Genomic DNA, 21,455 nt, shown 5'->3' with positions numbered 1-21,455 from the left:
TCAACGATGGCACTTAAGACATTCAACCCAACGACACCCGGCCAGCGTCAGCTGGTCATGGTGGATCGTTCCGCGCTGTACAAGGGCAAGCCTGTCAAGGCTCTGACCGAAGGCAAGCACTCGGCTGGCGGTCGTAACAACACCGGTCGCATCACGGTGCGCTTCCGTGGCGGTGGCCACAAGAAGTCCTATCGTATCGTCGACTTCAAGCGTTCCAAGGTCGACGTTCCGGCCGTGGTCGAGCGTCTGGAATACGATCCGAACCGCACCGCGTTTATCGCGCTGATCAAGTACACCGATGGCGAGCAGGCTTATATCCTGGCGCCGCAGCGTCTGGCCGTTGGCGATACCGTCATCGCCGGCAGCTATGTCGACGTGAAGCCGGGCAATGTCATGCCGCTCGGCAACATGCCGATCGGCACGATCATCCACAACGTCGAGATGAAGATCGGGAAGGGCGGCCAGATCGCTCGTTCCGCTGGCACCTATGCCCAGCTCGTCGGTCGTGACCATGATTACGTGATCATCCGTCTGAACTCGGGCGAACAGCGTCTGGTTCACGGGCGTTGCACCGCCACCATCGGCGCTGTGTCGAACCCGGATCACATGAACATCTCGATCGGCAAGGCCGGTCGTACTCGCTGGCTCGGCTGGCGTCCGCATAACCGCGGCGTCGTCATGAACCCGATCGACCATCCGCACGGTGGTGGTGAAGGTCGTACCTCGGGTGGTCGTCACCCGGTTACGCCCTGGGGCAAGCCGACCAAGGGCAAGAAGACCCGGTCGAACAAGTCGACCAACAAGTTCATTCTCATCAGCCGCCACAAGCGGAAGAAGTAAGGATCGCCGGACATGGTTCGTTCAGTCTGGAAAGGCCCGTTCGTCGAGGGTTCGCTGCTCAAGAAGGCAGATGCCGCTCGTTCGTCTGGTCGTCATGATGTGATCAAGATCTGGAGCCGTCGCTCGACGATCTTGCCGCAGTTCGTGGGTCTCACCTTCGGCGTTTACAACGGCCAGAAGCATGTACCTGTCGCTGTGAACGAGGAAATGGTTGGTCACAAGTTCGGCGAGTTCTCGCCGACCCGTACCTTCCATGGCCACGCCGGCGACAAGAAAGCCAAGAAGGGCTGAGGACTAAGTCATGAGCAAGCCAAAGCGCGAACGGAGCCTCCCGGATAACGAGGCCAAGGCGATCGCCCGCATGTTGCGCGTGAGCCCGCAGAAGCTGAACCTGGTTGCGCAGATGATCCGCGGCCGCAAGGCTTCGGCTGCACTCGCCGATCTGCAGTTCTCGCGTAAGCGGATCGCGGTCGACGTGAAGAAGTGCCTGGAATCGGCGATCGCTAACGCCGAGAACAACCATGACCTCGACGTTGACGCACTGATCGTCTCCGAGGCGCATGTCGGCAAGGGCATCGTGATGAAGCGTTTCAGTCCGCGCGGCCGTGGCCGTTCGGGCCGTATCTTTAAACCGTTTGCGCAGCTGACGATTGTCGTTCGTCAGGTCGAAGCAGAAGCAGCAGCGTAAGCAGGCGCAGGAGAATAAGATGGGTCAGAAGATCAATCCAATCGGTCTGCGTCTTGGCATCAACCGTACGTGGGATTCACGTTGGTATGCCGGCAAGAACGAATACGGCAAGTTGTTGCACGAAGACGTCAAGATCCGCGAGATCCTGCACAAGGAGCTCAAGCAGGCTGCCGTCGCCAAGATCATCATCGAGCGCCCGCACAAGAAGTGCCGCGTGACTATTCAGTCGGCTCGTCCGGGTGTTGTCATCGGCAAGAAGGGCGCTGACATCGACAAGCTTCGCAAGAAGGTTGCCGACATCACCTCGTCGGACGTGGTGATCAACATCGTCGAAATCCGCAAGCCGGAGCTCGATGCGACCCTGGTCGCCGAGTCGATCGCGCAGCAGCTCGAGCGCCGCGTTGCGTTCCGCCGTGCGATGAAGCGGGCAGTGCAGTCGGCAATGCGTCTCGGCGCCGAAGGCATTCGTATCAACTGCTCGGGTCGTCTGGGCGGTGCGGAAATCGCGCGTATGGAATGGTATCGCGAAGGTCGCGTGCCGCTGCACACGCTGCGTGCGGATATCGATTACGGCGTAGCCACCGCGTTCACGACGTTCGGCACCTGCGGCGTCAAGGTCTGGATCTTCAAGGGCGAAATCCTCGAGCACGATCCGATGGCTCAGGACAAGCGCATGGCCGAGGGTGACAATTCCCGGCCGCGTCGCGACGCCGCTTGAGCGTTTAATTAGAAGGTTTGAGGGCGTAAGCCATGATGCAACCAAAGAAGACCAAGTTCCGGAAGGCGCATAAGGGCCGGATCCACGGCGTTGCGACTTCGGGCGCCACGCTGGCTTTCGGTCAGTTCGGCCTGAAGGCAATGGCGCCGGAACGTCTGACCGCGCGTCAGATCGAAGCTGCCCGTCGCGCGCTGACCCGTCACATGAAGCGTGCCGGCCGCGTCTGGATCCGGGTGTTCCCGGATCTTCCGGTTTCGAAGAAGCCCGCTGAAGTCCGAATGGGCTCCGGCAAGGGTACCCCGGAACTGTGGGTTGCGCGCGTCAAGCCAGGCCGAGTGATCTTCGAGATCGACGGTGTCACCACGCAGATTGCCAAGGAAGCGATGACCCTCGCTGCCGCCAAGCTGCCGATCAAGACGCGTTTCGTTACGCGCATTGCGGAGTAGAGCCATGGCCGAAATGAAAACCAGCGATATCCGCGCAATGAGCCCCGATCAGATGGACGACGCCGTCCTCAATCTGAAGAAGGAGCGTTTCAACCTGCGCTTCCAGCGCGCCACCGGGCAGCTGGAAAACACCTCTCGCCTTCGTGAGGCGCGTCGTGATATTGCACGAATCAAGACCATCGCCGCGCAGAAGCGCGACGGTAAGTCGAAGTAAGGGGCCGAACATGCCGAAACGTACTCTGCAGGGCGTGGTCGTCAGCGACAAGCAAGCCAAGACGGTTGTTGTTCGCGTTGACCGTCGCTTTACGCACCCGATCTACAAGAAGACCATTCGCCGTTCGAAAAACTACCATGCCCACGACGAGAACAACGAGTTCAAGCCGGGCGACATGGTGTGGATCGAAGAGAGCAAGCCGATGTCGAAGCTGAAGCACTGGACGGTTGTCCGGGGCGAACAGAAGAAGACTGCCTAAAAATCGCGCATTAGCGCATAAACAGAGGACGAGGTGCATCAATGATTCAGATGCAGACCAACCTCGACGTGGCCGATAATTCAGGCGCACGCCGTGTCATGTGCATTAAGGTGATTGGTGGATCCAAGCGCCGTTATGCATCCGTTGGCGACGTAATTGTCGTATCGATCAAGGAAGCCATCCCACGCGGGAAGGTGAAGAAGGGCGACGTCATGAAGGCGGTCGTCGTGCGCGTCCGCAAGGACATTCGCCGCCCGGATGGCTCTGTCATCCGCTTCGATCGCAACGCTGCCGTGCTGATCAACAATCAGTCCGAGCCGATCGGTACCCGTATCTTCGGGCCCGTGCCGCGTGAGCTGCGCGCCAAGAACCACATGAAGATCATCTCGCTTGCGCCGGAGGTGCTGTAATGGCTGCCAAAATTCGCAAGGGTGACAAGGTCATCGTGCTGAACGGTCGCGACAAGGGCCGTACCGGCGAAGTGTTTGAAGTGCGCCCGACCGAGGGCAAGGCGCTGGTTCGCGGCGTCAACCTGGTCAAGCGTCACCAGAAGCAGACCCAGGCACAGGAAGGCGGCATCATCTCGAAAGAGGCGCCGATCCAACTGTCCAACATCGCGATCGTCGGCAAGGACGGCAAGCCGACTCGCGTTGGTTTCAAGATCCAGGCTGATGGCACCAAGGTGCGTATCGCCAAGCGTTCGGGAGCAGAGATCGATGTCTGAGACCGTCTACATTCCGCGCCTGCGCGTCGAATACGACAAGTCCATTCGTGCCAAGCTGACTGAACAGTTCGGCTACGAAAACGTCATGCAGGTTCCGCGCCTCGACAAGATCGTCCTGAACATGGGCGTTGGCGAAGCTGTGAACGACCGCAAGAAGGCCGAAACCGCTGCCAGCGACCTGTCGCTGATCGCTGGTCAGAAGGCCATCGTGACCTATTCGCGCGTTGCTATCGCGACCTTCAAGCTGCGTGAAAACCAGCCGATCGGCGCCAAGGTGACTCTCCGCAAGACGAAGATGTACGAGTTCATCGATCGTCTGGTGAACGTCGCTCTGCCGCGCGTGCGAGATTTCCGTGGCCTGAACGCCAAGAGCTTCGACGGCCGTGGCAACTACTCGCTCGGTCTCAAAGAGCACATCATTTTCCCGGAAATCGATTTCGACAAGGCCGGGGATACGCCGCTGGGCATGGACATCACGGTGTGCACCACTGCGCGCACCGACGACGAGGCCCGCGCTTTGTTGACCGCTTTCAATTTCCCGTTCCGGCAGTGAGTAGCTGAAAAGCTTCTCAAACGCGGTAACCCAGGAGCCAAGCATGGCAAAGAAGAGTTCGATCGAGAAGAACAACCGTCGGAAGAAGATGTCCGCGAACGCTGCGCCGAAGCGCGCGCGTCTCAAGGCCATCATCGCCGACAAGACCAAGCCGATGGAAGAGCGGTTCGCCGCAACGCTGAAGCTCGCCGAGCTTCCGCGCAATTCGTCGCCCGTTCGGATCATGAACCGTTGCGAAATCACCGGTCGTCCGCATTCGGTCTATCGTATCAACAAGCTCAGCCGTATCGCGCTGCGTGAATTGGGCTCGAAGGGCCTGGTTCCCGGGCTCGTGAAGTCCAGCTGGTAAGGGGGGCGGAACATGTCGACCCACGATCCAATCAGCGATCTCATCACCCGTATCCGCAATGCGCAGATGCGTACCAAGTCCAAGGTTTCGACCCCGGGCTCCAAGATGCGCGCCAACGTGCTCGAAGTGCTGAAGAACGAAGGCTACATCCGTGGCTTCGCCAGCGTCGAGCATTCGTCGGGCCGTTCGGAACTCGAGATCGAACTCAAGTATTTCGATGGCGAACCGGTCATCCGCGAAATCGAGCGTGTTTCGAAGCCAGGACGTCGCGTTTACGTCTCGGTGAAGAACCTGCCGCGCGTGAAGAACGGCCTCGGTATCTCCGTTTTGTCGACGCCCAAGGGAATTATGGCCGACCACGACGCGCGCGACGCGAATGTGGGCGGTGAAGTTCTCTTCACGGTGTTCTGAGGAAGGATCAGTCATGTCACGAGTTGGCAAGAAGCCAGTGGCGGTGACCGCGGGAGTTACCGCGTCCGTCGAAGGCCAGACCGTCAAGATGAAGGGCCCCAAGGGCGCTCTTCAGTTCGTCGTGCACGACGACGTGGTGGTGAAGATGGAAGAGGGCGCAATCAAGGTTGCTCCTCGCGTCGAAACCAACCGCGCCCGTGCACTGTACGGTACCGCTCGCGCGCAGATCGCGAATCTGCTCGAAGGCGTTACCAAGGGTTTCGAGAAGAAGCTCGAGATCACCGGCGTCGGTTATCGTGCGGCCCTGCAGGGCAAGAACCTGCAGCTGGCGCTCGGTTACAGCCACGATGTCGTCTACGCGATCCCGGAAGGCATCACCATCACGGTGCCGAAGCCGACCGAGATCAACGTCGCCGGCAACGACTCGCAGCGCGTCGGTCAGGTAGCCGCGGAGATCCGCAGCTATCGTCCGCCAGAGCCTTATAAGGGCAAGGGCGTACGTTATTCCGACGAGTTTATCTTCCGCAAGGAAGGCAAGAAGAAGTAACGGAGCCGGTCATGTCGAAACTCAAGATTACGAATGCCCGGCGCAAGCAACGCGTGCGGCTCTCGCTCCGCCGGACTGCCAATGGCCGTCCGCGCCTGTCGATCTTCCGCTCGTCGAAGCACATCTACGCGCAGGTCATCGACGACCTGAAGGGCGAGACGCTCGCTTCCGCGTCGTCGCTGGAGAAGGCGATGCGCGAAACCGGCAAGACCGGTGCGGACGTCGATGCGGCGCAGGCTGTCGGCAAGCTGCTGGCAGAGCGCGCGGTCAAGAATGGCGTCAAGGAAGTGGTGTTCGACCGTGGTCAGTATCTGTACCACGGCCGCGTCAAGGCGCTGGCAGATGCGGCTCGCGAAGGCGGGCTCAGCTTCTAAGCGATTTCACTTTCGTTGATTTGCAAGTTGCAGATTTGAACGGACACAGGGTTAGAAGCGAAAGCTTCGCAAGGATTGGAAAACACCATGGCAGGTGAACGCGAACGCGGCGGACGCGACCGGGGCCCCCGGGAAGAGCGTGATAGTGAGTTCGTCGACAAGCTCGTCCACATCAATCGTGTGGCGAAGGTCGTCAAGGGCGGTAAGCGCTTCGGCTTTGCAGCTCTGGTCGTCATTGGCGATCAGAAGGGCAGGGTCGGGTTCGGTCACGGTAAGGCCCGTGAAGTTCCGGAAGCAATCCGCAAGGCAACCGAGTCGGCCAAGCGCAACCTGACGCGCGTCGCTCTGCGCGAAGGTCGCACGCTGCATCACGACATCGCTGGCCGTCATGGCGCGGGTCGCGTGTATCTGCGTGCTGCTCCGGCTGGTACCGGCATCATCGCCGGCGGTCCGATGCGCGCTGTGTTCGAAACGCTGGGTATCCAGGACGTCGTGGCCAAGTCGATCGGTTCGTCGAATCCTTACAACATGGTTCGCGCCACTTTCGACGCGCTGAAGCATCAGGATTCGCCGCGTTCGGTTGCTGCTCGCCGCAACATCAAGGTGTCCACCCTGCAGTCGCGCCGCGTTGGCGGTGACGCCGAGCTGGTTGCCGAATAACAGGCATGATTCGGAAAAGTGGATCTCCACTTTTCTGATAAGGATCATGCCCTCTAAAAAGACTTTTTGGAGTTATCACGATGGCCAAGGCCGCAAAGATGATCAAGGTCGAGCAGGTCGCCAGCGCAATTCGCCGGCACCACTCGCAGCGTTCTACGCTGATCGGCCTCAAGCTCAACAAGATCGGTCGCGTCAGCGAATTGCAGGACACTCCTGAAGTTCGCGGCATGATCACCAAAGTGCAGCACCTCGTCCGCGTGGTCGAGGATAAGTAAGTTCACGTCGTCTCACTGCGGCCGCCAGGTTGCCGCAGGGATGACACTGTTGACCTTCGAGGTCCGGATCTGCCGGTAAGCCTCGGGAAGACAGGGCGAAACAGGGAAAAGAACGATGAAGCTCAGCGATATCGCCGATAACGCCGGCTCCCGTAAGAAGCGTATGCGCGTCGGCCGTGGCATCGGCTCCGGCAAGGGCAAGACCGCGGGCCGCGGCGGCAAGGGCCAGACCGCGCGTTCCGGCGTCCGCATCAAGGGCTTCGAGGGCGGCCAGATGCCGTTGCATCGTCGTCTGCCGAAGCGCGGCTTCAACAACATCTTCCGTCTCGATTACGCCGAGATCAACCTGGACCGTCTCCAGGACGCGATCGATGCGAAGACCATCGACATCAAGGCCGTGATCAACGCTGAATCGCTGGTGAAGGCTGGCGTTCTGCGCCGCTCGAAGGCCGGTGTGCGTGTTCTCGGCCGTGGCGAGATCAAGGCCAAGATCAACATCGAAGTGCACGGCGCCACCAAGACGGCGATCGAAGCCATCGAGAAGGCCGGCGGTTCGGTGAAGATCATCGCGCCGAAGAAGGCCGACGGCGAAGCTGCGTAACATCTGCGGCATCGCCTGCGTCTGTGGGCGGCCTTGCGTGATGTGGCAGTAGATTTTATCAATGCCGAGCACCAAATAATGTCCGGCCTCCGCTGCATGCCCCGCTCTTTCGGGGCATGATGGCGAAAGGGGCGCGGGAGAAAGCCAAACATGGTCTCTGCAGCAGAGCAATTAGCAGCAAACCTCAACTTTTCGGCCCTCGGCAAGGCCGATGAACTGAAGAAGCGCATCTGGTTCACACTGGGTGCGCTGCTTGTTTATCGGCTCGGCACCTATATTCCGCTGCCCGGCATCGATCCGGCCGCGTGGGAACAGGTGTTCAAGCAGCAGGCCGGCGGCATCCTCGGCATGTTCAACATGTTCGCGGGCGGCGGCATCAATCGCATGGCGATTTTTGCGCTGAACATCATGCCGTATATTTCGGCATCGATTATCATTCAGCTGCTGACCACCGTGTCGCCCCAGCTCGAAGCTCTCAAGAAAGAGGGCGAGGCGGGCCGCAAGACGCTGAACCAGTACACCCGTTACCTGACTGTCATCCTCGCTGCATTCCAGTCCTATGCCATTGCGGCGGGTCTGCAGGGCGCCGGCAATGTCGTCAGCGAGCCCGGCATGTTCTTCCTGATCTCGACCTCGGTCACGCTGACCGGCGGCACCATGTTCCTGATGTGGCTGGGTGAGCAGATCACCTCGCGCGGCATCGGCAACGGCATCTCGCTGATCATTCTGGCCGGCATCGTGGCCGAGCTTCCGTCGGCGATCGCCAATATGCTCGAACTGGGTCGTCAGGGCGCACTGTCGACCGGTCTGATCCTGGTCGTCATCGTGATGGCCGTGGTCGTGATCGCCTTCATCGTGTTTATGGAGCGCGCCCAGCGCCGCCTGCTGATCCAGTATCCGAAGCGCCAGGTCGGCAACAAGATGTTCGAGGGCCAGTCCTCGCATCTGCCGCTGAAGCTCAACACCTCGGGCGTGATCCCGCCGATCTTCGCGTCGTCGCTGCTGTTGCTGCCAGCGACCATCGCGAGCTTCAACGCAGGCAAGGGGCCGGAGTGGTTCCAGTGGCTGACCACGCAGCTCAGCCATGGTCGTCCGCTGTTCCTGATCATGTATGTATCGTTGATCGTGTTCTTCGCGTTCTTCTACACGGCGATCGTGTTCAACCCGACCGAGACTGCCGACAATCTGAAGAAGCATGGCGGCTTCATCCCAGGCATTCGCCCGGGTGAGCGGACCGCGGAATACATCGACTATGTGCTCTCGCGCATCACTGTGCTCGGCGCTGCCTATCTCGCCGTGGTCTGCTTGATCCCCGAGATCCTGATTTCCTACGCCTCGGTGCCGTTCTACTTCGGCGGCACGTCGCTGCTGATCGTGGTCAGTGTCACCATGGATACTGTGGCGCAGGTGCAAGGCTATCTGCTGGCGCACCAGTATGAAGGTTTGATCCGCAAGTCGAAGCTGAGGGGCCGGCGCAAATGAGGTTGATTCTTCTCGGGCCGCCGGGGGCGGGCAAGGGAACTCAGGCACATCGTCTTGTCGAACGTCACAACATCGTTCAGCTGTCCACCGGTGACATGCTGCGTGCTGCCGTGGCTGCCGAGACCGAAGTTGGCCTCAAGGCCAAGGACATCATGGCCGCTGGCGGCCTGGTGCCCGATGATATTGTGATCGGGATCATCTCGGATCGCATCGAGCTGCCGGATGCCGCCAATGGCTTCATCCTCGACGGCTTCCCGCGCACCGTGCCGCAGGCTGAAGCGCTGGATGCACTGCTGAAGTCCAAGGGGCTTCATCTCGATGCTGCTGTTGAGCTCCGCGTCAACGAAAGCGCGCTGTTGCAGCGTGTCGAAGCCCGTGTCGCGCAGATGATGGAGCGCGGTGAGACCGTGCGCATCGACGATACGCCGGAAGTGCTGTCGAAACGCCTGGCGAGCTACCGCACGTCGACCGAGCCGCTGGTCCACTACTATTCGGAAAAGCGGAAGCTCGTGACCATCGATGGCATGATGACCATCGAAGAGGTGACGGCTGAGATCAACCGCGTGCTGGCAGCGATTCTCGCCGCCGATGAGTCGGCAAAGAAGCCGGCCCGCAAGCCCGCCAAGAAGGCTGCTGCCGCCAAGCGCGGATCTGCTCCGGCCAAGAAGGCAGCCAAATCGGCCAAAAAAGCCGCGAAGGCAGTCAAGAAGGCCAAGAAGGCGCCGGTAAAGGTCGCCAAGAAGGCAAAGGCGGCCAAGAAAGCCGTAAAGAAGACTGTCAAGAAAACGGTCAAAAAGGCGGTAAAAGTAGCCAAAAAGGCTGCAAAATCGGCTTCGAAGGCCAAAACCAGCAAGTCGGCCAAAAAGCCAGCCAAGAAGGCCGGTAAAGTGGCCAAGAAAGCCGGCAAAAAGCGCGTCAAACGCTAGAGCAGGTTGACGAAACGAAGTCGAATACTTTAATAAGGCCCTCATCCAGTCGGAAGATTCCAACGATGCCGGGCCCCACTGAAATCCAGGGGACGGGCGTCGTGTTCGCGTTTGTGAATACCCGCCCGACAAATGATGATAATGCCGGTTCGTGATGGACTGGTGACAGGAGAGAAGTTGTGGCCCGTATCGCCGGTGTAAACATCCCGACCAACAAGCGCGTGCTGATCGCGCTGCAGTACATTCATGGCATCGGCCAGAAGAACGCCGCCGATATCATCGAGAAGGTGAAGATCACTCCGGAGCGCCGCGTCAATCAGCTCAGCGACGCGGAAGTTCTGCAAATCCGTGAAGTCATCGACCGCGACTATCTGGTCGAGGGCGATCTTCGTCGTGAGACGGGCATGAACATCAAGCGTCTGATGGACCTCGGCTGCTATCGTGGCCTACGCCATCGTCGCGGTCTGCCGGTTCGTGGTCAGCGCACGCATACCAATGCGCGCACCCGCAAGGGTCCGGCCAAGTCGATCGCCGGCAAGAAGAAGTAAGCTTTCGAATACGAGTTTGCGGAAGCGGATGATCATCCGCTTCTGCAATTATTTTTGGTGTAGCCGCTGGCATTACGGCGGCGTTGAGATCCTCAGAAAGGTTAGAGATGGCAAAGGAAGCCGGACGTATTCGTCGCCGCGAGCGCAAGAACATTGCATCGGGCATCGCGCACGTGAATTCGTCGTTCAATAACACGACCATCACCATCACCGACGCGCAGGGCAACACCATTGCCTGGTCGTCGGCTGGCACGATGGGCTTCAAGGGCTCGCGCAAGTCGACCCCGTACGCAGCGCAGGTTGCTGCTGAAGACGTGTCGAAGAAGGCGCAGGAACACGGCATGCGAACGCTGGAAGTCGAAGTCGGCGGTCCGGGTTCGGGTCGTGAATCGGCTCTCCGCGCTCTGCAGGCCGCGGGCTTCACGGTTACCTCGATCCGCGACGTGACCTCGATCCCGCACAACGGTTGCCGCCCGCGCAAGCGTCGGCGCGTTTAATACTTTTTGATCGCGGGTGGCTCGGCTGCCCGCGATCGCTTTTGCGATGCGACTTACGCGGACTGATCCGCGATCTCCAACGCCAGTGAGTTTGATGGCATGGGTGACACAGTGACGATCCAGAAAAATTGGCAAGAACTTATCCGGCCGAACAAGCTGCAGGTAACGCCTGGCAGCGATCCTACCCGTTTTGCGACCCTGGTTGCCGAACCGCTCGAGCGTGGTTTCGGTCAGACCCTCGGTAACGCACTCCGCCGCATCCTGCTGTCCTCGCTGCAGGGCGCTGCCGTGCAGTCGGTGCACATCGACGGCGTGCTGCATGAATTCTCCTCGATTGCCGGCGTGCGCGAAGACGTCACCGACATCGTGCTGAACGTGAAGGACATCTCGATCAAGATGCTGGGCGAAGGCCCGAAGCGCATGGTCGTGAAGAAGCAGGGCCCGGGCGTCGTGACCGCCGGCGACATTCAGACTGTCGGCGATGTGACCGTTCTCAATCCTGACCTGCAGATCTGCACCCTCGACGAGGGCGCCGAGATCCGCATGGAATTCACCGTTGCCGGCGGCAAGGGCTACGTCGCTGCCGAGCATAACCGTCCGGAAGACGCGCCGATCGGCCTGATCCCGATCGACAGCCTGTACTCGCCGGTTCGCAAGGTGTCGTACAAGGTCGAGAACACCCGTGAGGGCCAGATCCTCGATTACGACAAGCTGACGATGACCATCGAGACCAACGGCGCGCTGACGCCGGATGACGCGGTCGCTTATGCCGCGCGCATCCTGCAGGACCAGCTCAACGTGTTCGTGAACTTCGAAGAGCCCCGCAAGGAAGTTGCTCAGGAAGTCATCCCGGATCTCGCTTTCAACCCGGCTTTCCTCAAGAAGGTCGACGAGCTCGAGCTCTCGGTGCGTTCGGCAAACTGCTTGAAGAACGACAACATCGTTTACATCGGCGACCTCGTTCAGAAGTCGGAAGCAGAAATGCTCCGCACTCCGAACTTCGGCCGCAAGTCGCTGAACGAAATCAAGGAAGTGCTCGCCCAGATGGGTCTGCACCTCGGCATGGAAGTGCCCGGTTGGCCGCCGGAAAATATCGACGAGTTGGCCAAGCGCTTCGAAGATCACTACTGAGCATCACGAGCGGCGTGGCCGGGGTCTAACCCGGCCATGGCGTTATGGGCGAACGCAGGCAGCCCACCTGCAACATGATGTCCGACGAACCGTCGCGGCAAACTGAAATATAAGGAATATTCCAATGCGTCACGGCAAGGTTCATCGCAAGCTCAACCGCACCGCAGAACATCGCAAGGCGATGTTCGCCAATATGTGCGCGTCGCTGATCAAGCACGAGCAGATCATCACCACGCTTCCGAAGGCAAAGGAGCTCCGCCCGATCGTGGAGAAGCTCGTCACCCTCGGCAAGAAGGGCGGCCTCCACATGCGTCGCCAGGCCATCAGCGAGATGAAGGACCAGGATCAGGTCCGCAAGCTGTTCGACGTGCTGGCCAAGCGCTACGCTGATCGCCAGGGCGGTTACACCCGCATCATCAAGGCCGGCTTCCGCTACGGCGACAACGCCCCGATGGCTCTGATCGAATTCGTCGATCGCGACGAAGACGCCAAGGGTAAGGATTCGGGTCCGGTGCAGGGCACGTCCGAAGCGGCATAAGCCGCGTCACATCAGATTTTCGGAAAAGCGGCGCCTTGTGCGCCGCTTTTTTGTTGTGCTTTCGTCTTTTGGATGCAGTTGCATCTTTCAATCCGCGTTCCGATATCAGCTCCGTCATTCAAACGGGAGTACGCATATGAAAATCGATCTGACGGGCAAGACAGCACTCGTGACGGGCTCGACCTCGGGCATTGGTCACGCCATTGCCAAGGGCCTGGCCGCCACTGGCGCTCAGGTTGTTGTGAACGGCCGCAGTCAGGGCAAGGTGGACGCGGCAATCGCCGCGATCACCAAGGCCGTGCCCGGGGCCAAGGTGACAGGCGTCGCTGCCGACGTGTCGACAGCGGAGGGCTGCAACGCGCTCGCCTCGGCACTCCCCGAGGTCGATATCCTCATCAACAATGCCGGCATCTTCGAGCCCAAGGGTTTCTTCGACATTCCCGACGAGGACTGGACGCGCTTCTTCGAGGTCAATGTGATGTCGGGCATCCGTCTATCGCGCGCCTACATGCAGGGTATGCTGAAGCGCAACTGGGGCCGCATCGTTTTCATCTCATCGGAGTCCGGACTGAACATTCCCGGCGAGATGATCCACTACGGGATGACGAAGACAGCGCAGCTCGCGATCTCGCGTGGCCTCGCGGAGCTCACCAAGGGCACGGCCGTAACGGTCAATTCCGTGCTGCCCGGACCGACCATGTCGGAAGGCGTGGAGACCTTCGTCAAGGATCTCGCCAAACAGAATGGGCAATCGGTCGAAGAGGCGGCTTCCAACTTCGTCAAGCAGCACCGTTCGACGTCGCTGATCCAGCGTTTTGCGACCGTCGAGGAGATCGCGAACATGGTCGTCTATGTTTCGTCGAAGGAGGCATCGGTGACCAACGGTGCAGCGTTGCGTGCCGAGGGCGGGATCGTCCAGACCATCGCATAAGTGTACGCCCCGCAAAGATAAAAAGGCGGCGCCGAAGCGCCGCCTTTATTCGTTGAGGACGTCATGCCGCGAGACCGCGGAGACGATGCGTGCGCTTAGAAGGCCACCTGAGTGCGCATCGCGAACGCGTCATAGTCGGCACCGGTGTTCACGTTGCTGTTGACGGCGAACTTGTCGACGGTGCCGTGGATCCAGTTGAACATGAAGCGCATGTTCTGGTTCACGTACCAATTCACGCCGACCGTGGTGTTCTTCAGTTCACCGCCGCGAATGACGCCGTCATTCAGGCTGGCATAGCTGTAGCGCACCGCCAGTTCCCACGCACCGAGATCGCCGGTTGCGAAGTTGACCGGGCGAGCCGGGTTGATGCCGCCGAAGGCACCGGCCGATGCGTTGTACTTGTGCTGTTCGCCGGTGATGACGTAGCTGGCCTGGCCGTAACCGCCATTGAAGCTCAGGTCGGACAGACCGTTGCTGCGCTGGATGTTGTAGTCGAAGTATTCGCCCGATGCCATGAAGCTGCCGAACTTGACGGCGGCTTCACCGCTCAGCACACGGGCATTGTTCACGAAGTTCATGGTGCCGGTGTTAAGCAATGCGTTGGTCGCCGGATCGACGCGAACTTCGATGCGATCGGACATGCCGAGCGTATTGTTGGTCACACCACCGGGCTGGGCGAGATACAGCGCATCGAAGCCGACCAGCACGGTGCCAACTTCGTTGTTGATCGGCAGGCCGACCGCACGGAAAGTTGCGCCGAGCGGCTGCGGCTGGCTGTGATTGACGTTGAGGCCGGTCGTCGGACCGGTCACGTAGGCGCCGACCCAGTATTGATCGCCGAATACCTGACCACCGAACGCGGCGCGGTTGTCGCCTGCCGCGAGGCTGGTCGCGAGAACCTGCGAAGCTGCGCGTTCCATGAACATGATGTTGTTCGAGCTGGTCGCTTCGTCCAGCGTATAGGGGACGTCGATGTAACCGCCTTGGATCAACAGGCCTTTGACGCCCTTATAGGCGACATAGGCGTTGTTGAGCGTGACGTCGCCATCGGTGGTACCGCCGGCATCGACAATCACGCCGTATTCCCAATCCTTGTTGAAGGTGCCGATCAGGCCGAGACGTGCGCGACGGGCATTGATGCCGTCATTCACGCTCTGCGGGCTGGTGCCGGCGGACTTCGGCGAGAACGAATAGGCGGCAGTGTCGAGGTGCAGACGGCCGGTGATGGCGATGCAGTTCAGACCGTCGTCGGTGCAGAAGGTCGGACGGTTGCCGGGCATCGTCAGGTTCGCGTTGATGAAGGGCACAGCCTTCTTGTGCATGGCAGCGTTGGCATTCGCGAAGTTCTGCTTGACCGTTTCCGTCTGCTTTTGCGTCGTGTTGGCCTGCTTCTGAACGTTATCGAGCTTCTTTTCCAGCGCGCGGAGCTGCGCTTTCAATACGGCGATCTCATCATTCGATGACTGCGCATGCGCCGGGCCTGCGGCCAGCGCGCCGATCACGCCGAGCGTGCCCAGGATTTTGTGTGTCGTGAAAGACATGGAGTACCCCTGTAGAAGACAAAATCCGACACGCCCCGCGAATTGCTCCGCAGGTGATGGACGCGTATGGATCTGTGTTTGTGATCTTGCGAAAGAGAATGTCCGGAGGCTCTCGCCAGGGGCCGTTCTCATTTAACAAGCGAGCTACCGTTGAGCTCGCGGGCAACCTAGGCAAGCTTTGCGACAGTTCTGTAAAACCCGCATCGCATTGTGGTGAACGACACCGCTGTGTCGCTTTTCGATCACAAGCGATTTAGATAATTAGCTATCTTAATTAGCTATTATGCGAGAAGAGCGCATCCATGGATGCGCTCTGTTATCGTAGGTGTCTCCAGGCGGGAATTTTGTAGGTAGCAGTTTCGTGATCACCAGCCTTCAAGCACGATCTTGCCGTGCGACTTGCCGGATTCGAGCAGCGCATGCGCGCGCTTGAGATTCGCGGCGTTGATGGTGCCGAAGGTCTTGTCGAGCGTCGTGCGCAGCACGCCCTTGTCGATGAGGTCCGCGACGTCGTTGAGGAGGTAATGCTGCGCGATCATGTCGGGCGTCTGGAATGACGATCGCGTGAACATGGATTCCCAGTGCACCGAGACGGCCTTGCCTTTGAACGCGGACATGTTGAACTCAACGGGATCGTCGATCAGCCCCAACTTGCCCTGCGGTGCGATCAGGTCGGCAAGCGCCTTGTAGTGCTGTTCCGTCCCCGTGAGGCTGGCGACGAGTGAGACCGGCGGCAGTTTCAATGCGTCGATCTGCTCCTTCAGCGGCTTACTGTGATCGATCACCGCATGTGCGCCGAGATCCTGGCACCACTTGATCGTCTCGGGTCGCGATGCCGTTGCCACTACCGTGAGGCCGGTGAGGCGGCGTGCGAGCTGGATGAGGATCGAGCCGACGCCGCCGGCACCGCCCATGATCAGCAGCGTGCGCGGATCGAGGCTCTTGCCGGGTGCAACGCCGAGTCGATCGAAAAGCAGTTCCCAGGCGGTGATCGCGGTAAGCGGCAACGCCGCAGACTGTGCGAAGGAGAGCGAGGAGGGCTTGCGGCCGACAATGCGCTCATCGACCAGATGGAACTCTGCATTGGTGCCCTGGCGCTGGATCGAGCCGGCATAGAACACCTCGTCGCCCGGCTTGAACATCGTCACATCGGGGCCGACAGCATCGACGACGCCGGCAGCGTCATAGCCGAGGATCTTGGTTTCGCCGGTCGGCGGCGCCGCGCGCTTGCGCACCTTGAAATCGACGGGATTGGCCGAGATCGCCTTCACCGATACGCGGATGTCGCGACCGGTCGGTTCGGGCTTCGGAGCCTCGAAATCGACCAGCGCGTCAGCGGCGTCGATCGGGAGGGATTTGGTGTAGCCGACTGCCTTCATTGGGTGCGCTCCATGCTCCTGGCGGGAATGTCCCGAAGAGGTGTCCCGAGGCGACAATAATTGCAAGTACTGTCATTTCAGGGATATAGTCACCGAATGGATACTATTGGGTATTTGCGATGAAACGGCGTGATTTCGGCAATGGGCCGGGCTGTCCGGTCGAGGTGACGCTCGATCTGATCGACGGCAAATGGAAGGGCGTGATCCTGTATCATCTGCAGCAGGGGCGGCTGCGTTTCGGCGAACTGCGCAAGCTGATGCCACGGATCACCCAACGTATGCTGACCAAACAGCTGCGCGCGCTCGAGGAGGATGGGCTGATCGTCCGGACGGTCTATGCCGAGGTCCCGCCGCGGGTCGAATATGCACTGTCGGAAACCGGGCTCGGATTGCGCCCGGTCATCGATGCCCTCAAGGCGTGGGGTGATGCGCACAAGATGCGTCAGAAGTCGGTCGCGGCCGTAGCGCCCCAGCCGCGCAAAAAAGCGCCGGTGGAGAAGGATGTGCCGGCGGACGCAAGCTAGTTCCCGCCCTTCTATTGCCCCGCTCAGCAGCCTATATTCGCCGCGATTTCCTCAAAGAGGCCCCGATGATCCCATTTTTCCGCAACGCTGCGACCGCTTCCGCTCTGTGCGCCATTGTCCTGTCGTCCGCACTCGCGCCGGCTGTTGCACAAGATCGCCGGGTCCCGACATCGCCGACGGAAATGAAGCTGTCCTACGCGCCGATCGTGCAGCGGGTGCAGCCGGCCGTGGTGAATGTCTATGCAGCCAAGACGGTGCAGAACCGCAATCCGCTGCTGGACGATCCGGTGTTCCGCCGCTTCTTCGGCGGCCAGGGCATGCAGCCGGAGCAGATGCAGCGTTCGCTCGGTTCGGGTGTGATGGTCGACGCATCGGGCCTCGTCGTTACGAACAACCACGTCATCGAAGGCGCCGACCAAGTGAAGGTGTCGCTGGCGGACAAGCGCGAGTTCGAGGCCGAGATCGTGCTCAAGGACAGCCGCACTGATCTGGCGGTGCTGCGCATCAAGGACAGCAAGGAGAAATTCCCGACGCTGGATTTCTCGAACTCGGATGACTTGCTGGTCGGTGACGTTGTCCTCGCCATCGGCAATCCGTTCGGCGTTGGCCAGACCGTGACCCACGGTATCGTGTCGGCGCTTGCGCGCACCCAGGTCGGCATCACCGACTATCAGTTCTTCATCCAGACCGATGCTGCGATCAATCCCGGCAATTCCGGCGGCGCGCTGGTCGACATGACCGGCAAGCTGGTCGGCGTGAACACCGCGATCTTCTCGCGCTCCGGCGGCTCGCAGGGCATCGGCTTTGCGATCCCGGCGAATATGGTGCGCGTCGTCGTTGCCTCCGCCAAGAGCGGTGGCAAGGCCGTGAAGCGTCCGTGGCTCGGCGCGCGGCTGCAGAACATCACGCCTGAGATCGCCGAGACGCTCGGCCTGAAGACGCCTTCGGGTGCGCTGGTCGTCAATGTCACCGCGAACAGCCCGGCTGCAAAGGCCGGTCTCAAGGTCTCCGATCTCGTGACTGCCATCGATGGCCAGGCCATCGAGGATCCGAATGCATTCGAGTATCGCTTCGCGACGCGGCCGCTCGGCGGCACTGCGCAGCTCGATGCACAACGCAGCGGCAAGCCGGTGAAGCTGACCGTTGCGCTCGAGGCGGCCCCTGACACGGGCCGTGACGAGATCACGCTGACGGCGCGTTCGCCATTCCAGGGCGCCAAGGTCGCCAATATCTCGCCGGCCGTTGCCGACGAGTTGCGGCTGGATTCCAGCACCGAAGGCGTCGTCATTACAGAGCTGACCGATACGGCCACAGCGGCTGGCGTCGGCTTCCAGAAGGGCGATCTCATCATCGCGGTCAACGGCACCAAGATCGGCAAGACCAGCGATCTCGACAAGGTGACGCGCGAGGGTGCGCGGCTGTGGCGCATCGTGGTGGTGCGCGGCGGTCAGCAGATCAACGTTACACTCGGCGGATGAGCCCGAAACAACCCACTCTGTCCGCAAACCTGTTTGCCGCAGCCGGGCTGGAGCAGGACGCGCCGCGCCCGTTGCCGGAGCGGCTGCGGCCGCGTGTGCTGTCCGATGTGGTCGGGCAGGATCACATTCTCGGTCCTGATGGTGCGCTGACGCGCATGCTGGAAACGCGCACGCTGGGTTCGCTGGTATTCTGGGGACCGCCAGGCACCGGCAAGACCACCGTTGCGCGGCTGCTTGCGGACGCAACGGAGCTTCAATTCGAGCAGATATCTGCGGTGTTCTCTGGCGTCGCCGATCTGAAGAAAGTGTTTGAAGCTGCGCGCGCGCGCCGCGAGATGGGCAAGGGCACGCTGCTGTTCGTCGACGAGGTGCACCGCTTCAATAAGGCGCAGCAGGACTCGTTCTTGCCTGTGATGGAAGACGGCACCGTAGTGCTGGTCGGCGCCACCACCGAGAACCCGTCATTCGAACTCAACGCCGCTTTGCTGTCGCGCGCGCGCGTGCTGGTGTTCCAGTCGCTGGATGCGGCCGCCATCGAGAAACTGTTCGTGCATGCGGAGAAGGTCGAAGGCCGTGCATTGCCGCTCGATGCCGAGGCGCGCGCCGTGCTGGTGCGGATGGCCGATGGCGATGGCCGCGCTGCACTGACGCTGGTCGAGGAGGTCTGGCGCGCCGCGCGGACCAATGAGATCTTCAATGCCGCGCAGTTGCAGGACATCCTGCAACGCCGTGCGCCGATCTACGACAAGTCGGCCGATGGCCACTACAATCTGATCTCGGCACTGCATAAGTCGGTGCGCGGCAGCGATCCCGACGCAGCGCTGTATTACCTGTGCCGGATGTTAGACGCCGGCGAGGACCCGCTGTTCCTGGCGCGCCGCGTGGTGCGGATGGCCGTGGAGGACATCGGTCTTGCCGATCCGCAGGCGCTGGTGATCTGCAATGCCGCCAAGGATGCCTATGATTTTCTCGGCCATCCCGAAGGCGAACTCGCCATTGCGCAGGCCGTGATCTATATCGCCACCGCGCCGAAATCGAATGCCGCCTATATGGCCTACAAGGCCGCGATGCGGACAGCGAAAGAAGGCGGTTCGCTGCTGCCACCGAAGCACATCCTGAACTCGCCGACCAAGCTCATGAAGTCCGAAGGCTATGGCGACGGGTACCAATACGACCACGACACGCCAGAAGGTTTCTCCGGGCAAGACTATTTCCCGGAAGCCTTGGGGCGGCAGACCTTCTATGATCCGCCCGAGCGCGGGTTCGAACGCGAGATTCGCAAGCGGCTAGATTACTGGACCAGACTGAGGAACGAGAGACAATCATGAGCCGTCGCGACAAGAAGCCTCTCGCCAAGCGTGGTCCCGGTGGTGAGCGTAGCAAGGCGCCGCGTGGCAAGGGCGCCGCGCCGAAGGGCGCTGCCTCCAAAGCCGCCGCGTCGAAGGGCGAGCGGCCGTCATTCGGCAAGGCCGGCCGCGTGAGCAGCGATCGCCCGATGAGTGCACGTCCGCCGCGTGCGCGTGCCGGTGAACGCTCTGAGTGGGCCGAGCGGCCGGAACGTGCCGAGCGATCCGAACGCCCTCAGCGTGCCGAACGAGCCGAGCGCTTCGATGCGCCGCAGCGCTCCGAGCGTCCGGCCGGCAAGCGTCCACCAAGCGCGCGTCCTTCCGGTTCGCGTCCGGGCGGCAAGGCCGCGCCGCGTTATGGTAACGCGCCGCTGCGTGAGCCGCGGATGCCCGCGCCTTATCTCGATGAAGAACCGGCGAAGCCGGAAGTTGCGCCGGCGCCGCTGCCCACCGCCGTGCAGAACGTCATTGTTACGCCTGATGAGAATGGCATGCGCGTCGATCGCTTTCTCGAAGCGCATTTTCCCGGCCTGTCATTCTCCCATATCCAGCGCATCGTCCGCAAAGGCGAGCTGCGCGTGAACGGCAAGCGCGCTGACAGCAAGGACCGGCTGGAAGAAGGACAGACCGTCCGCATTCCGCCGCTGAAGCTCGATGCGCCGAAGGTCGTCGGTGAACTCTCGGAGGCTGCCAACAAAACTCTGCAGGCGCTCAAGGAGATGACGATCTACGAGGACGCCGACGTCATGGTGTTGAACAAGCCGGCTGGTCTTGCCGTGCAGGGCGGTTCGGGCATGACGCGTCACGTCGACATGATGCTGGAGGTGATGCGCGACGCCAAGGGACAGAAGCCGCGCCTGGTGCACCGTCTCGACCGTGAAACGTCGGGCTGCCTGTTGATCGCCAAAACGCGCTTCGCCGCCACCAAACTCACCGGCGCGTTCCGCGAACGCTCTGCGCGAAAAATCTATTGGGCGCTGGTTGCCGGCGTACCGAAGCCCAAGCAGGGACGCATCTCGACCTATCTGGCCAAGGAAGAGAACGAGGAAGACACCATCATGCGCGTCGCCAAGCATGGCGACGAGGGCGCAAGCCACGCGGTGACCTATTACGCCGTGGTGGAGACCTCGGCGCAGAAACTCGCCTGGGTGTCGCTGAAGCCGGTGACGGGGCGTACGCATCAGTTGCGCGCGCATATGGCGCATATCGGCCACGCGATCGTCGGCGACCCGAAATATTTCAACATCGAGAACTGGCAGTTGCCGGGCGGCATTCAGAAGCGTTTGCATCTGCTGGCGCGCCGCATTGTGATCCCGCATCCGCGTGGCGGCGTGATCGACGCGACGGCGCCGCTGCCGCCGCATATGCTGCAATCGTGGAACTTGCTCGGTCTCGAACACGACCGGTTCGATCCGATCGAGAACGCACCGGAAGAGTAGGGCGTTGTCGGGCTCCGACAACATCCCGTGCGCGAC

General features: G+C 60.9%; 30 protein-coding genes. 28 read left to right on the top strand and 2 right to left on the bottom strand.

Translation table 11 applies throughout. The annotated features are described in order from the left end of the window. The first annotated feature begins 6 nt into the window (after window positions 1-6). From rplB to AB7813_RS07765, 24 genes are all read left to right on the top strand, one after another. Window positions 7-840, top strand: a complete 834-nt coding sequence (gene rplB / locus AB7813_RS07880; RefSeq protein WP_068731490.1) for a 50S ribosomal protein L2 — start codon at window positions 7-9, stop codon at window positions 838-840. Between the two features lie 12 nt (window positions 841-852). Continuing rightward, window positions 853-1,131 (top strand): 30S ribosomal protein S19, encoded by a 279-nt coding sequence (gene rpsS, locus AB7813_RS07875; protein ID WP_089268170.1) that lies wholly within the window; start codon window positions 853-855, stop codon window positions 1,129-1,131. Between the two features lie 10 nt (window positions 1,132-1,141). Next, window positions 1,142-1,528, top strand: coding sequence for a 50S ribosomal protein L22 (gene rplV / locus AB7813_RS07870; RefSeq protein ID WP_068731486.1), 387 nt, complete (start codon window positions 1,142-1,144; stop codon window positions 1,526-1,528). 19 nt (window positions 1,529-1,547) lie between these two features. Beyond that, window positions 1,548-2,246 carry a 30S ribosomal protein S3 gene (gene rpsC, locus AB7813_RS07865; RefSeq protein ID WP_068731624.1) on the top strand — a complete coding sequence of 233 codons (699 nt, stop codon included), beginning with the start codon at window positions 1,548-1,550 and terminating at the stop codon, window positions 2,244-2,246. Between the two features lie 32 nt (window positions 2,247-2,278). Further along, a complete protein-coding gene (gene rplP, locus AB7813_RS07860; RefSeq protein WP_089268171.1) occupies window positions 2,279-2,692 on the top strand; it encodes a 50S ribosomal protein L16 in 414 nt (137 codons plus the stop codon). A gap of 4 nt (window positions 2,693-2,696) precedes the next feature. Then, complete coding sequence (rpmC, locus tag AB7813_RS07855; protein WP_089268172.1) at window positions 2,697-2,906, top strand: 50S ribosomal protein L29; 210 nt, start codon at window positions 2,697-2,699, stop codon at window positions 2,904-2,906. A 10-nt stretch (window positions 2,907-2,916) separates the two neighbouring features. After that, complete coding sequence (rpsQ, locus tag AB7813_RS07850) at window positions 2,917-3,165, top strand: 30S ribosomal protein S17 (protein ID WP_089268173.1); 249 nt, start codon at window positions 2,917-2,919, stop codon at window positions 3,163-3,165. A 41-nt stretch (window positions 3,166-3,206) separates the two neighbouring features. After that, entirely contained in the window at window positions 3,207-3,575 is a 369-nt protein-coding gene (rplN, locus tag AB7813_RS07845; protein ID WP_068731479.1) for a 50S ribosomal protein L14, read from the top strand. Next, the gene (gene rplX, locus AB7813_RS07840; protein WP_068731477.1) at window positions 3,575-3,889 is read left to right on the top strand and encodes a 50S ribosomal protein L24; all 315 of its coding nucleotides are present in this window, start codon (window positions 3,575-3,577) and stop codon (window positions 3,887-3,889) included. The genes rplN and rplX overlap by 1 nt, the downstream gene beginning before the upstream one ends. Then, window positions 3,882-4,442 (top strand): 50S ribosomal protein L5, encoded by a 561-nt coding sequence (gene rplE, locus AB7813_RS07835; RefSeq protein ID WP_120291946.1) that lies wholly within the window; start codon window positions 3,882-3,884, stop codon window positions 4,440-4,442. Before rplX ends, rplE begins: the two co-directional genes overlap by 8 nt. A 43-nt stretch (window positions 4,443-4,485) precedes the next feature. Next, window positions 4,486-4,791 carry a 30S ribosomal protein S14 gene (gene rpsN / locus AB7813_RS07830; RefSeq protein WP_089268175.1) on the top strand — a complete coding sequence of 102 codons (306 nt, stop codon included), beginning with the start codon at window positions 4,486-4,488 and terminating at the stop codon, window positions 4,789-4,791. A gap of 12 nt (window positions 4,792-4,803) precedes the next feature. Next, window positions 4,804-5,202 carry a 30S ribosomal protein S8 gene (rpsH, locus tag AB7813_RS07825; protein ID WP_089268176.1) on the top strand — a complete coding sequence of 133 codons (399 nt, stop codon included), beginning with the start codon at window positions 4,804-4,806 and terminating at the stop codon, window positions 5,200-5,202. Between the two features lie 13 nt (window positions 5,203-5,215). Further along, window positions 5,216-5,749 carry a 50S ribosomal protein L6 gene (rplF, locus tag AB7813_RS07820; RefSeq protein WP_089268177.1) on the top strand — a complete coding sequence of 178 codons (534 nt, stop codon included), beginning with the start codon at window positions 5,216-5,218 and terminating at the stop codon, window positions 5,747-5,749. Between the two features lie 11 nt (window positions 5,750-5,760). Further along, window positions 5,761-6,123: a 50S ribosomal protein L18 gene (gene rplR, locus AB7813_RS07815; protein ID WP_068731467.1), complete on the top strand. Its 363-nt coding sequence runs from the start codon at window positions 5,761-5,763 to the stop codon at window positions 6,121-6,123. An 87-nt stretch (window positions 6,124-6,210) separates the two neighbouring features. Further along, the gene (gene rpsE / locus AB7813_RS07810) at window positions 6,211-6,783 is read left to right on the top strand and encodes a 30S ribosomal protein S5 (RefSeq protein WP_068731465.1); all 573 of its coding nucleotides are present in this window, start codon (window positions 6,211-6,213) and stop codon (window positions 6,781-6,783) included. Window positions 6,784-6,863: 80 nt separating this feature from the next. Continuing rightward, window positions 6,864-7,058, top strand: a complete 195-nt coding sequence (rpmD, locus tag AB7813_RS07805) for a 50S ribosomal protein L30 (RefSeq protein WP_068731463.1) — start codon at window positions 6,864-6,866, stop codon at window positions 7,056-7,058. Between the two features lie 115 nt (window positions 7,059-7,173). After that, window positions 7,174-7,659, top strand: coding sequence for a 50S ribosomal protein L15 (gene rplO, locus AB7813_RS07800; RefSeq protein WP_068731461.1), 486 nt, complete (start codon window positions 7,174-7,176; stop codon window positions 7,657-7,659). 150 nt (window positions 7,660-7,809) lie between these two features. Next, the gene (gene secY / locus AB7813_RS07795) at window positions 7,810-9,141 is read left to right on the top strand and encodes a preprotein translocase subunit SecY (protein WP_089268179.1); all 1,332 of its coding nucleotides are present in this window, start codon (window positions 7,810-7,812) and stop codon (window positions 9,139-9,141) included. Then, window positions 9,138-10,067 (top strand): adenylate kinase, encoded by a 930-nt coding sequence (locus AB7813_RS07790; protein WP_439083238.1) that lies wholly within the window; start codon window positions 9,138-9,140, stop codon window positions 10,065-10,067. The genes secY and AB7813_RS07790 overlap by 4 nt, the downstream gene beginning before the upstream one ends. Before the next feature lie 179 nt (window positions 10,068-10,246). Beyond that, window positions 10,247-10,615: a 30S ribosomal protein S13 gene (rpsM, locus tag AB7813_RS07785; protein WP_068731455.1), complete on the top strand. Its 369-nt coding sequence runs from the start codon at window positions 10,247-10,249 to the stop codon at window positions 10,613-10,615. Window positions 10,616-10,722: 107 nt separating this feature from the next. Next, window positions 10,723-11,112 carry a 30S ribosomal protein S11 gene (gene rpsK / locus AB7813_RS07780; RefSeq protein ID WP_068731453.1) on the top strand — a complete coding sequence of 130 codons (390 nt, stop codon included), beginning with the start codon at window positions 10,723-10,725 and terminating at the stop codon, window positions 11,110-11,112. 99 nt (window positions 11,113-11,211) lie between these two features. Next, complete coding sequence (locus AB7813_RS07775) at window positions 11,212-12,243, top strand: DNA-directed RNA polymerase subunit alpha (RefSeq protein ID WP_089268181.1); 1,032 nt, start codon at window positions 11,212-11,214, stop codon at window positions 12,241-12,243. Between the two features lie 124 nt (window positions 12,244-12,367). Beyond that, entirely contained in the window at window positions 12,368-12,781 is a 414-nt protein-coding gene (rplQ, locus tag AB7813_RS07770; RefSeq protein WP_320444597.1) for a 50S ribosomal protein L17, read from the top strand. A 136-nt stretch (window positions 12,782-12,917) separates the two neighbouring features. Further along, window positions 12,918-13,712, top strand: a complete 795-nt coding sequence (locus AB7813_RS07765; RefSeq protein WP_439083239.1) for an SDR family NAD(P)-dependent oxidoreductase — start codon at window positions 12,918-12,920, stop codon at window positions 13,710-13,712. A gap of 95 nt (window positions 13,713-13,807) precedes the next feature. On the opposite strand, the gene AB7813_RS07760 is transcribed toward AB7813_RS07765, so the two are convergent. Together AB7813_RS07760 and AB7813_RS07755 are read right to left on the bottom strand one after the other, a co-directional pair. Next, a complete protein-coding gene (locus AB7813_RS07760; protein WP_439083240.1) occupies window positions 13,808-15,253 on the bottom strand; it encodes a porin in 1,446 nt (481 codons plus the stop codon). A gap of 365 nt (window positions 15,254-15,618) precedes the next feature. Further along, a complete protein-coding gene (locus AB7813_RS07755; protein WP_439064212.1) occupies window positions 15,619-16,632 on the bottom strand; it encodes a zinc-binding alcohol dehydrogenase family protein in 1,014 nt (337 codons plus the stop codon). Between the two features lie 119 nt (window positions 16,633-16,751). Here AB7813_RS07755 and AB7813_RS07750 point away from each other — a divergent pair, with 119 nt between their 5' ends. The 4 genes from AB7813_RS07750 (at window position 16,752) to AB7813_RS07735 (ending at window position 21,419) form a co-directional block, all read left to right on the top strand. Then, complete coding sequence (locus AB7813_RS07750) at window positions 16,752-17,156, top strand: winged helix-turn-helix transcriptional regulator (protein ID WP_439064211.1); 405 nt, start codon at window positions 16,752-16,754, stop codon at window positions 17,154-17,156. Window positions 17,157-17,221: 65 nt separating this feature from the next. Continuing rightward, entirely contained in the window at window positions 17,222-18,634 is a 1,413-nt protein-coding gene (locus AB7813_RS07745) for a DegQ family serine endoprotease (protein WP_120292498.1), read from the top strand. Then, window positions 18,631-19,962: a replication-associated recombination protein A gene (locus AB7813_RS07740; RefSeq protein WP_439064210.1), complete on the top strand. Its 1,332-nt coding sequence runs from the start codon at window positions 18,631-18,633 to the stop codon at window positions 19,960-19,962. The genes AB7813_RS07745 and AB7813_RS07740 overlap by 4 nt, the downstream gene beginning before the upstream one ends. Further along, window positions 19,959-21,419, top strand: a complete 1,461-nt coding sequence (locus AB7813_RS07735; protein WP_439064209.1) for an RluA family pseudouridine synthase — start codon at window positions 19,959-19,961, stop codon at window positions 21,417-21,419. The genes AB7813_RS07740 and AB7813_RS07735 overlap by 4 nt, the downstream gene beginning before the upstream one ends. Window positions 21,420-21,455 lie beyond the last annotated feature (36 nt).

Source organism: Tardiphaga sp. 20_F10_N6_6 (assembly GCF_052076045.1).
Lineage (GTDB): Bacteria > Pseudomonadota > Alphaproteobacteria > Rhizobiales > Xanthobacteraceae > Tardiphaga > Tardiphaga robiniae.
This window is presented reverse-complemented; position numbering and strand designations above follow the sequence as displayed.

Coding starts and splice junctions, on each gene's coding strand:
- rplV (WP_068731486.1), top strand. CDS start 1,142: ATGAGCAAGCCAAAGCGCGAACGGAGCCTCCCGGATAACGAGGCCAAG.
- rpsQ (WP_089268173.1), top strand. CDS start 2,917: ATGCCGAAACGTACTCTGCAGGGCGTGGTCGTCAGCGACAAGCAAGCC.
- rpsS (WP_089268170.1), top strand. CDS start 853: ATGGTTCGTTCAGTCTGGAAAGGCCCGTTCGTCGAGGGTTCGCTGCTC.
- rplP (WP_089268171.1), top strand. CDS start 2,279: ATGATGCAACCAAAGAAGACCAAGTTCCGGAAGGCGCATAAGGGCCGG.
- rplB (WP_068731490.1), top strand. CDS start 7: ATGGCACTTAAGACATTCAACCCAACGACACCCGGCCAGCGTCAGCTG.
- AB7813_RS07790 (WP_439083238.1), top strand. CDS start 9,138: ATGAGGTTGATTCTTCTCGGGCCGCCGGGGGCGGGCAAGGGAACTCAG.
- AB7813_RS07745 (WP_120292498.1), top strand. CDS start 17,222: ATGATCCCATTTTTCCGCAACGCTGCGACCGCTTCCGCTCTGTGCGCC.
- AB7813_RS07735 (WP_439064209.1), top strand. CDS start 19,959: ATGAGCCGTCGCGACAAGAAGCCTCTCGCCAAGCGTGGTCCCGGTGGT.
- rpmC (WP_089268172.1), top strand. CDS start 2,697: ATGGCCGAAATGAAAACCAGCGATATCCGCGCAATGAGCCCCGATCAG.
- rplX (WP_068731477.1), top strand. CDS start 3,575: ATGGCTGCCAAAATTCGCAAGGGTGACAAGGTCATCGTGCTGAACGGT.
- rpsE (WP_068731465.1), top strand. CDS start 6,211: ATGGCAGGTGAACGCGAACGCGGCGGACGCGACCGGGGCCCCCGGGAA.
- AB7813_RS07750 (WP_439064211.1), top strand. CDS start 16,752: ATGAAACGGCGTGATTTCGGCAATGGGCCGGGCTGTCCGGTCGAGGTG.
- rplO (WP_068731461.1), top strand. CDS start 7,174: ATGAAGCTCAGCGATATCGCCGATAACGCCGGCTCCCGTAAGAAGCGT.
- rplE (WP_120291946.1), top strand. CDS start 3,882: ATGTCTGAGACCGTCTACATTCCGCGCCTGCGCGTCGAATACGACAAG.
- rpmD (WP_068731463.1), top strand. CDS start 6,864: ATGGCCAAGGCCGCAAAGATGATCAAGGTCGAGCAGGTCGCCAGCGCA.
- AB7813_RS07740 (WP_439064210.1), top strand. CDS start 18,631: ATGAGCCCGAAACAACCCACTCTGTCCGCAAACCTGTTTGCCGCAGCC.
- rplF (WP_089268177.1), top strand. CDS start 5,216: ATGTCACGAGTTGGCAAGAAGCCAGTGGCGGTGACCGCGGGAGTTACC.
- rpsN (WP_089268175.1), top strand. CDS start 4,486: ATGGCAAAGAAGAGTTCGATCGAGAAGAACAACCGTCGGAAGAAGATG.
- AB7813_RS07760 (WP_439083240.1), bottom strand. CDS start 15,253: ATGTCTTTCACGACACACAAAATCCTGGGCACGCTCGGCGTGATCGGC.
- rplQ (WP_320444597.1), top strand. CDS start 12,368: ATGCGTCACGGCAAGGTTCATCGCAAGCTCAACCGCACCGCAGAACAT.
- secY (WP_089268179.1), top strand. CDS start 7,810: ATGGTCTCTGCAGCAGAGCAATTAGCAGCAAACCTCAACTTTTCGGCC.
- AB7813_RS07755 (WP_439064212.1), bottom strand. CDS start 16,632: ATGAAGGCAGTCGGCTACACCAAATCCCTCCCGATCGACGCCGCTGAC.
- rpsK (WP_068731453.1), top strand. CDS start 10,723: ATGGCAAAGGAAGCCGGACGTATTCGTCGCCGCGAGCGCAAGAACATT.
- rpsC (WP_068731624.1), top strand. CDS start 1,548: ATGGGTCAGAAGATCAATCCAATCGGTCTGCGTCTTGGCATCAACCGT.
- rplR (WP_068731467.1), top strand. CDS start 5,761: ATGTCGAAACTCAAGATTACGAATGCCCGGCGCAAGCAACGCGTGCGG.
- rplN (WP_068731479.1), top strand. CDS start 3,207: ATGATTCAGATGCAGACCAACCTCGACGTGGCCGATAATTCAGGCGCA.
- rpsH (WP_089268176.1), top strand. CDS start 4,804: ATGTCGACCCACGATCCAATCAGCGATCTCATCACCCGTATCCGCAAT.
- AB7813_RS07765 (WP_439083239.1), top strand. CDS start 12,918: ATGAAAATCGATCTGACGGGCAAGACAGCACTCGTGACGGGCTCGACC.
- AB7813_RS07775 (WP_089268181.1), top strand. CDS start 11,212: ATGGGTGACACAGTGACGATCCAGAAAAATTGGCAAGAACTTATCCGG.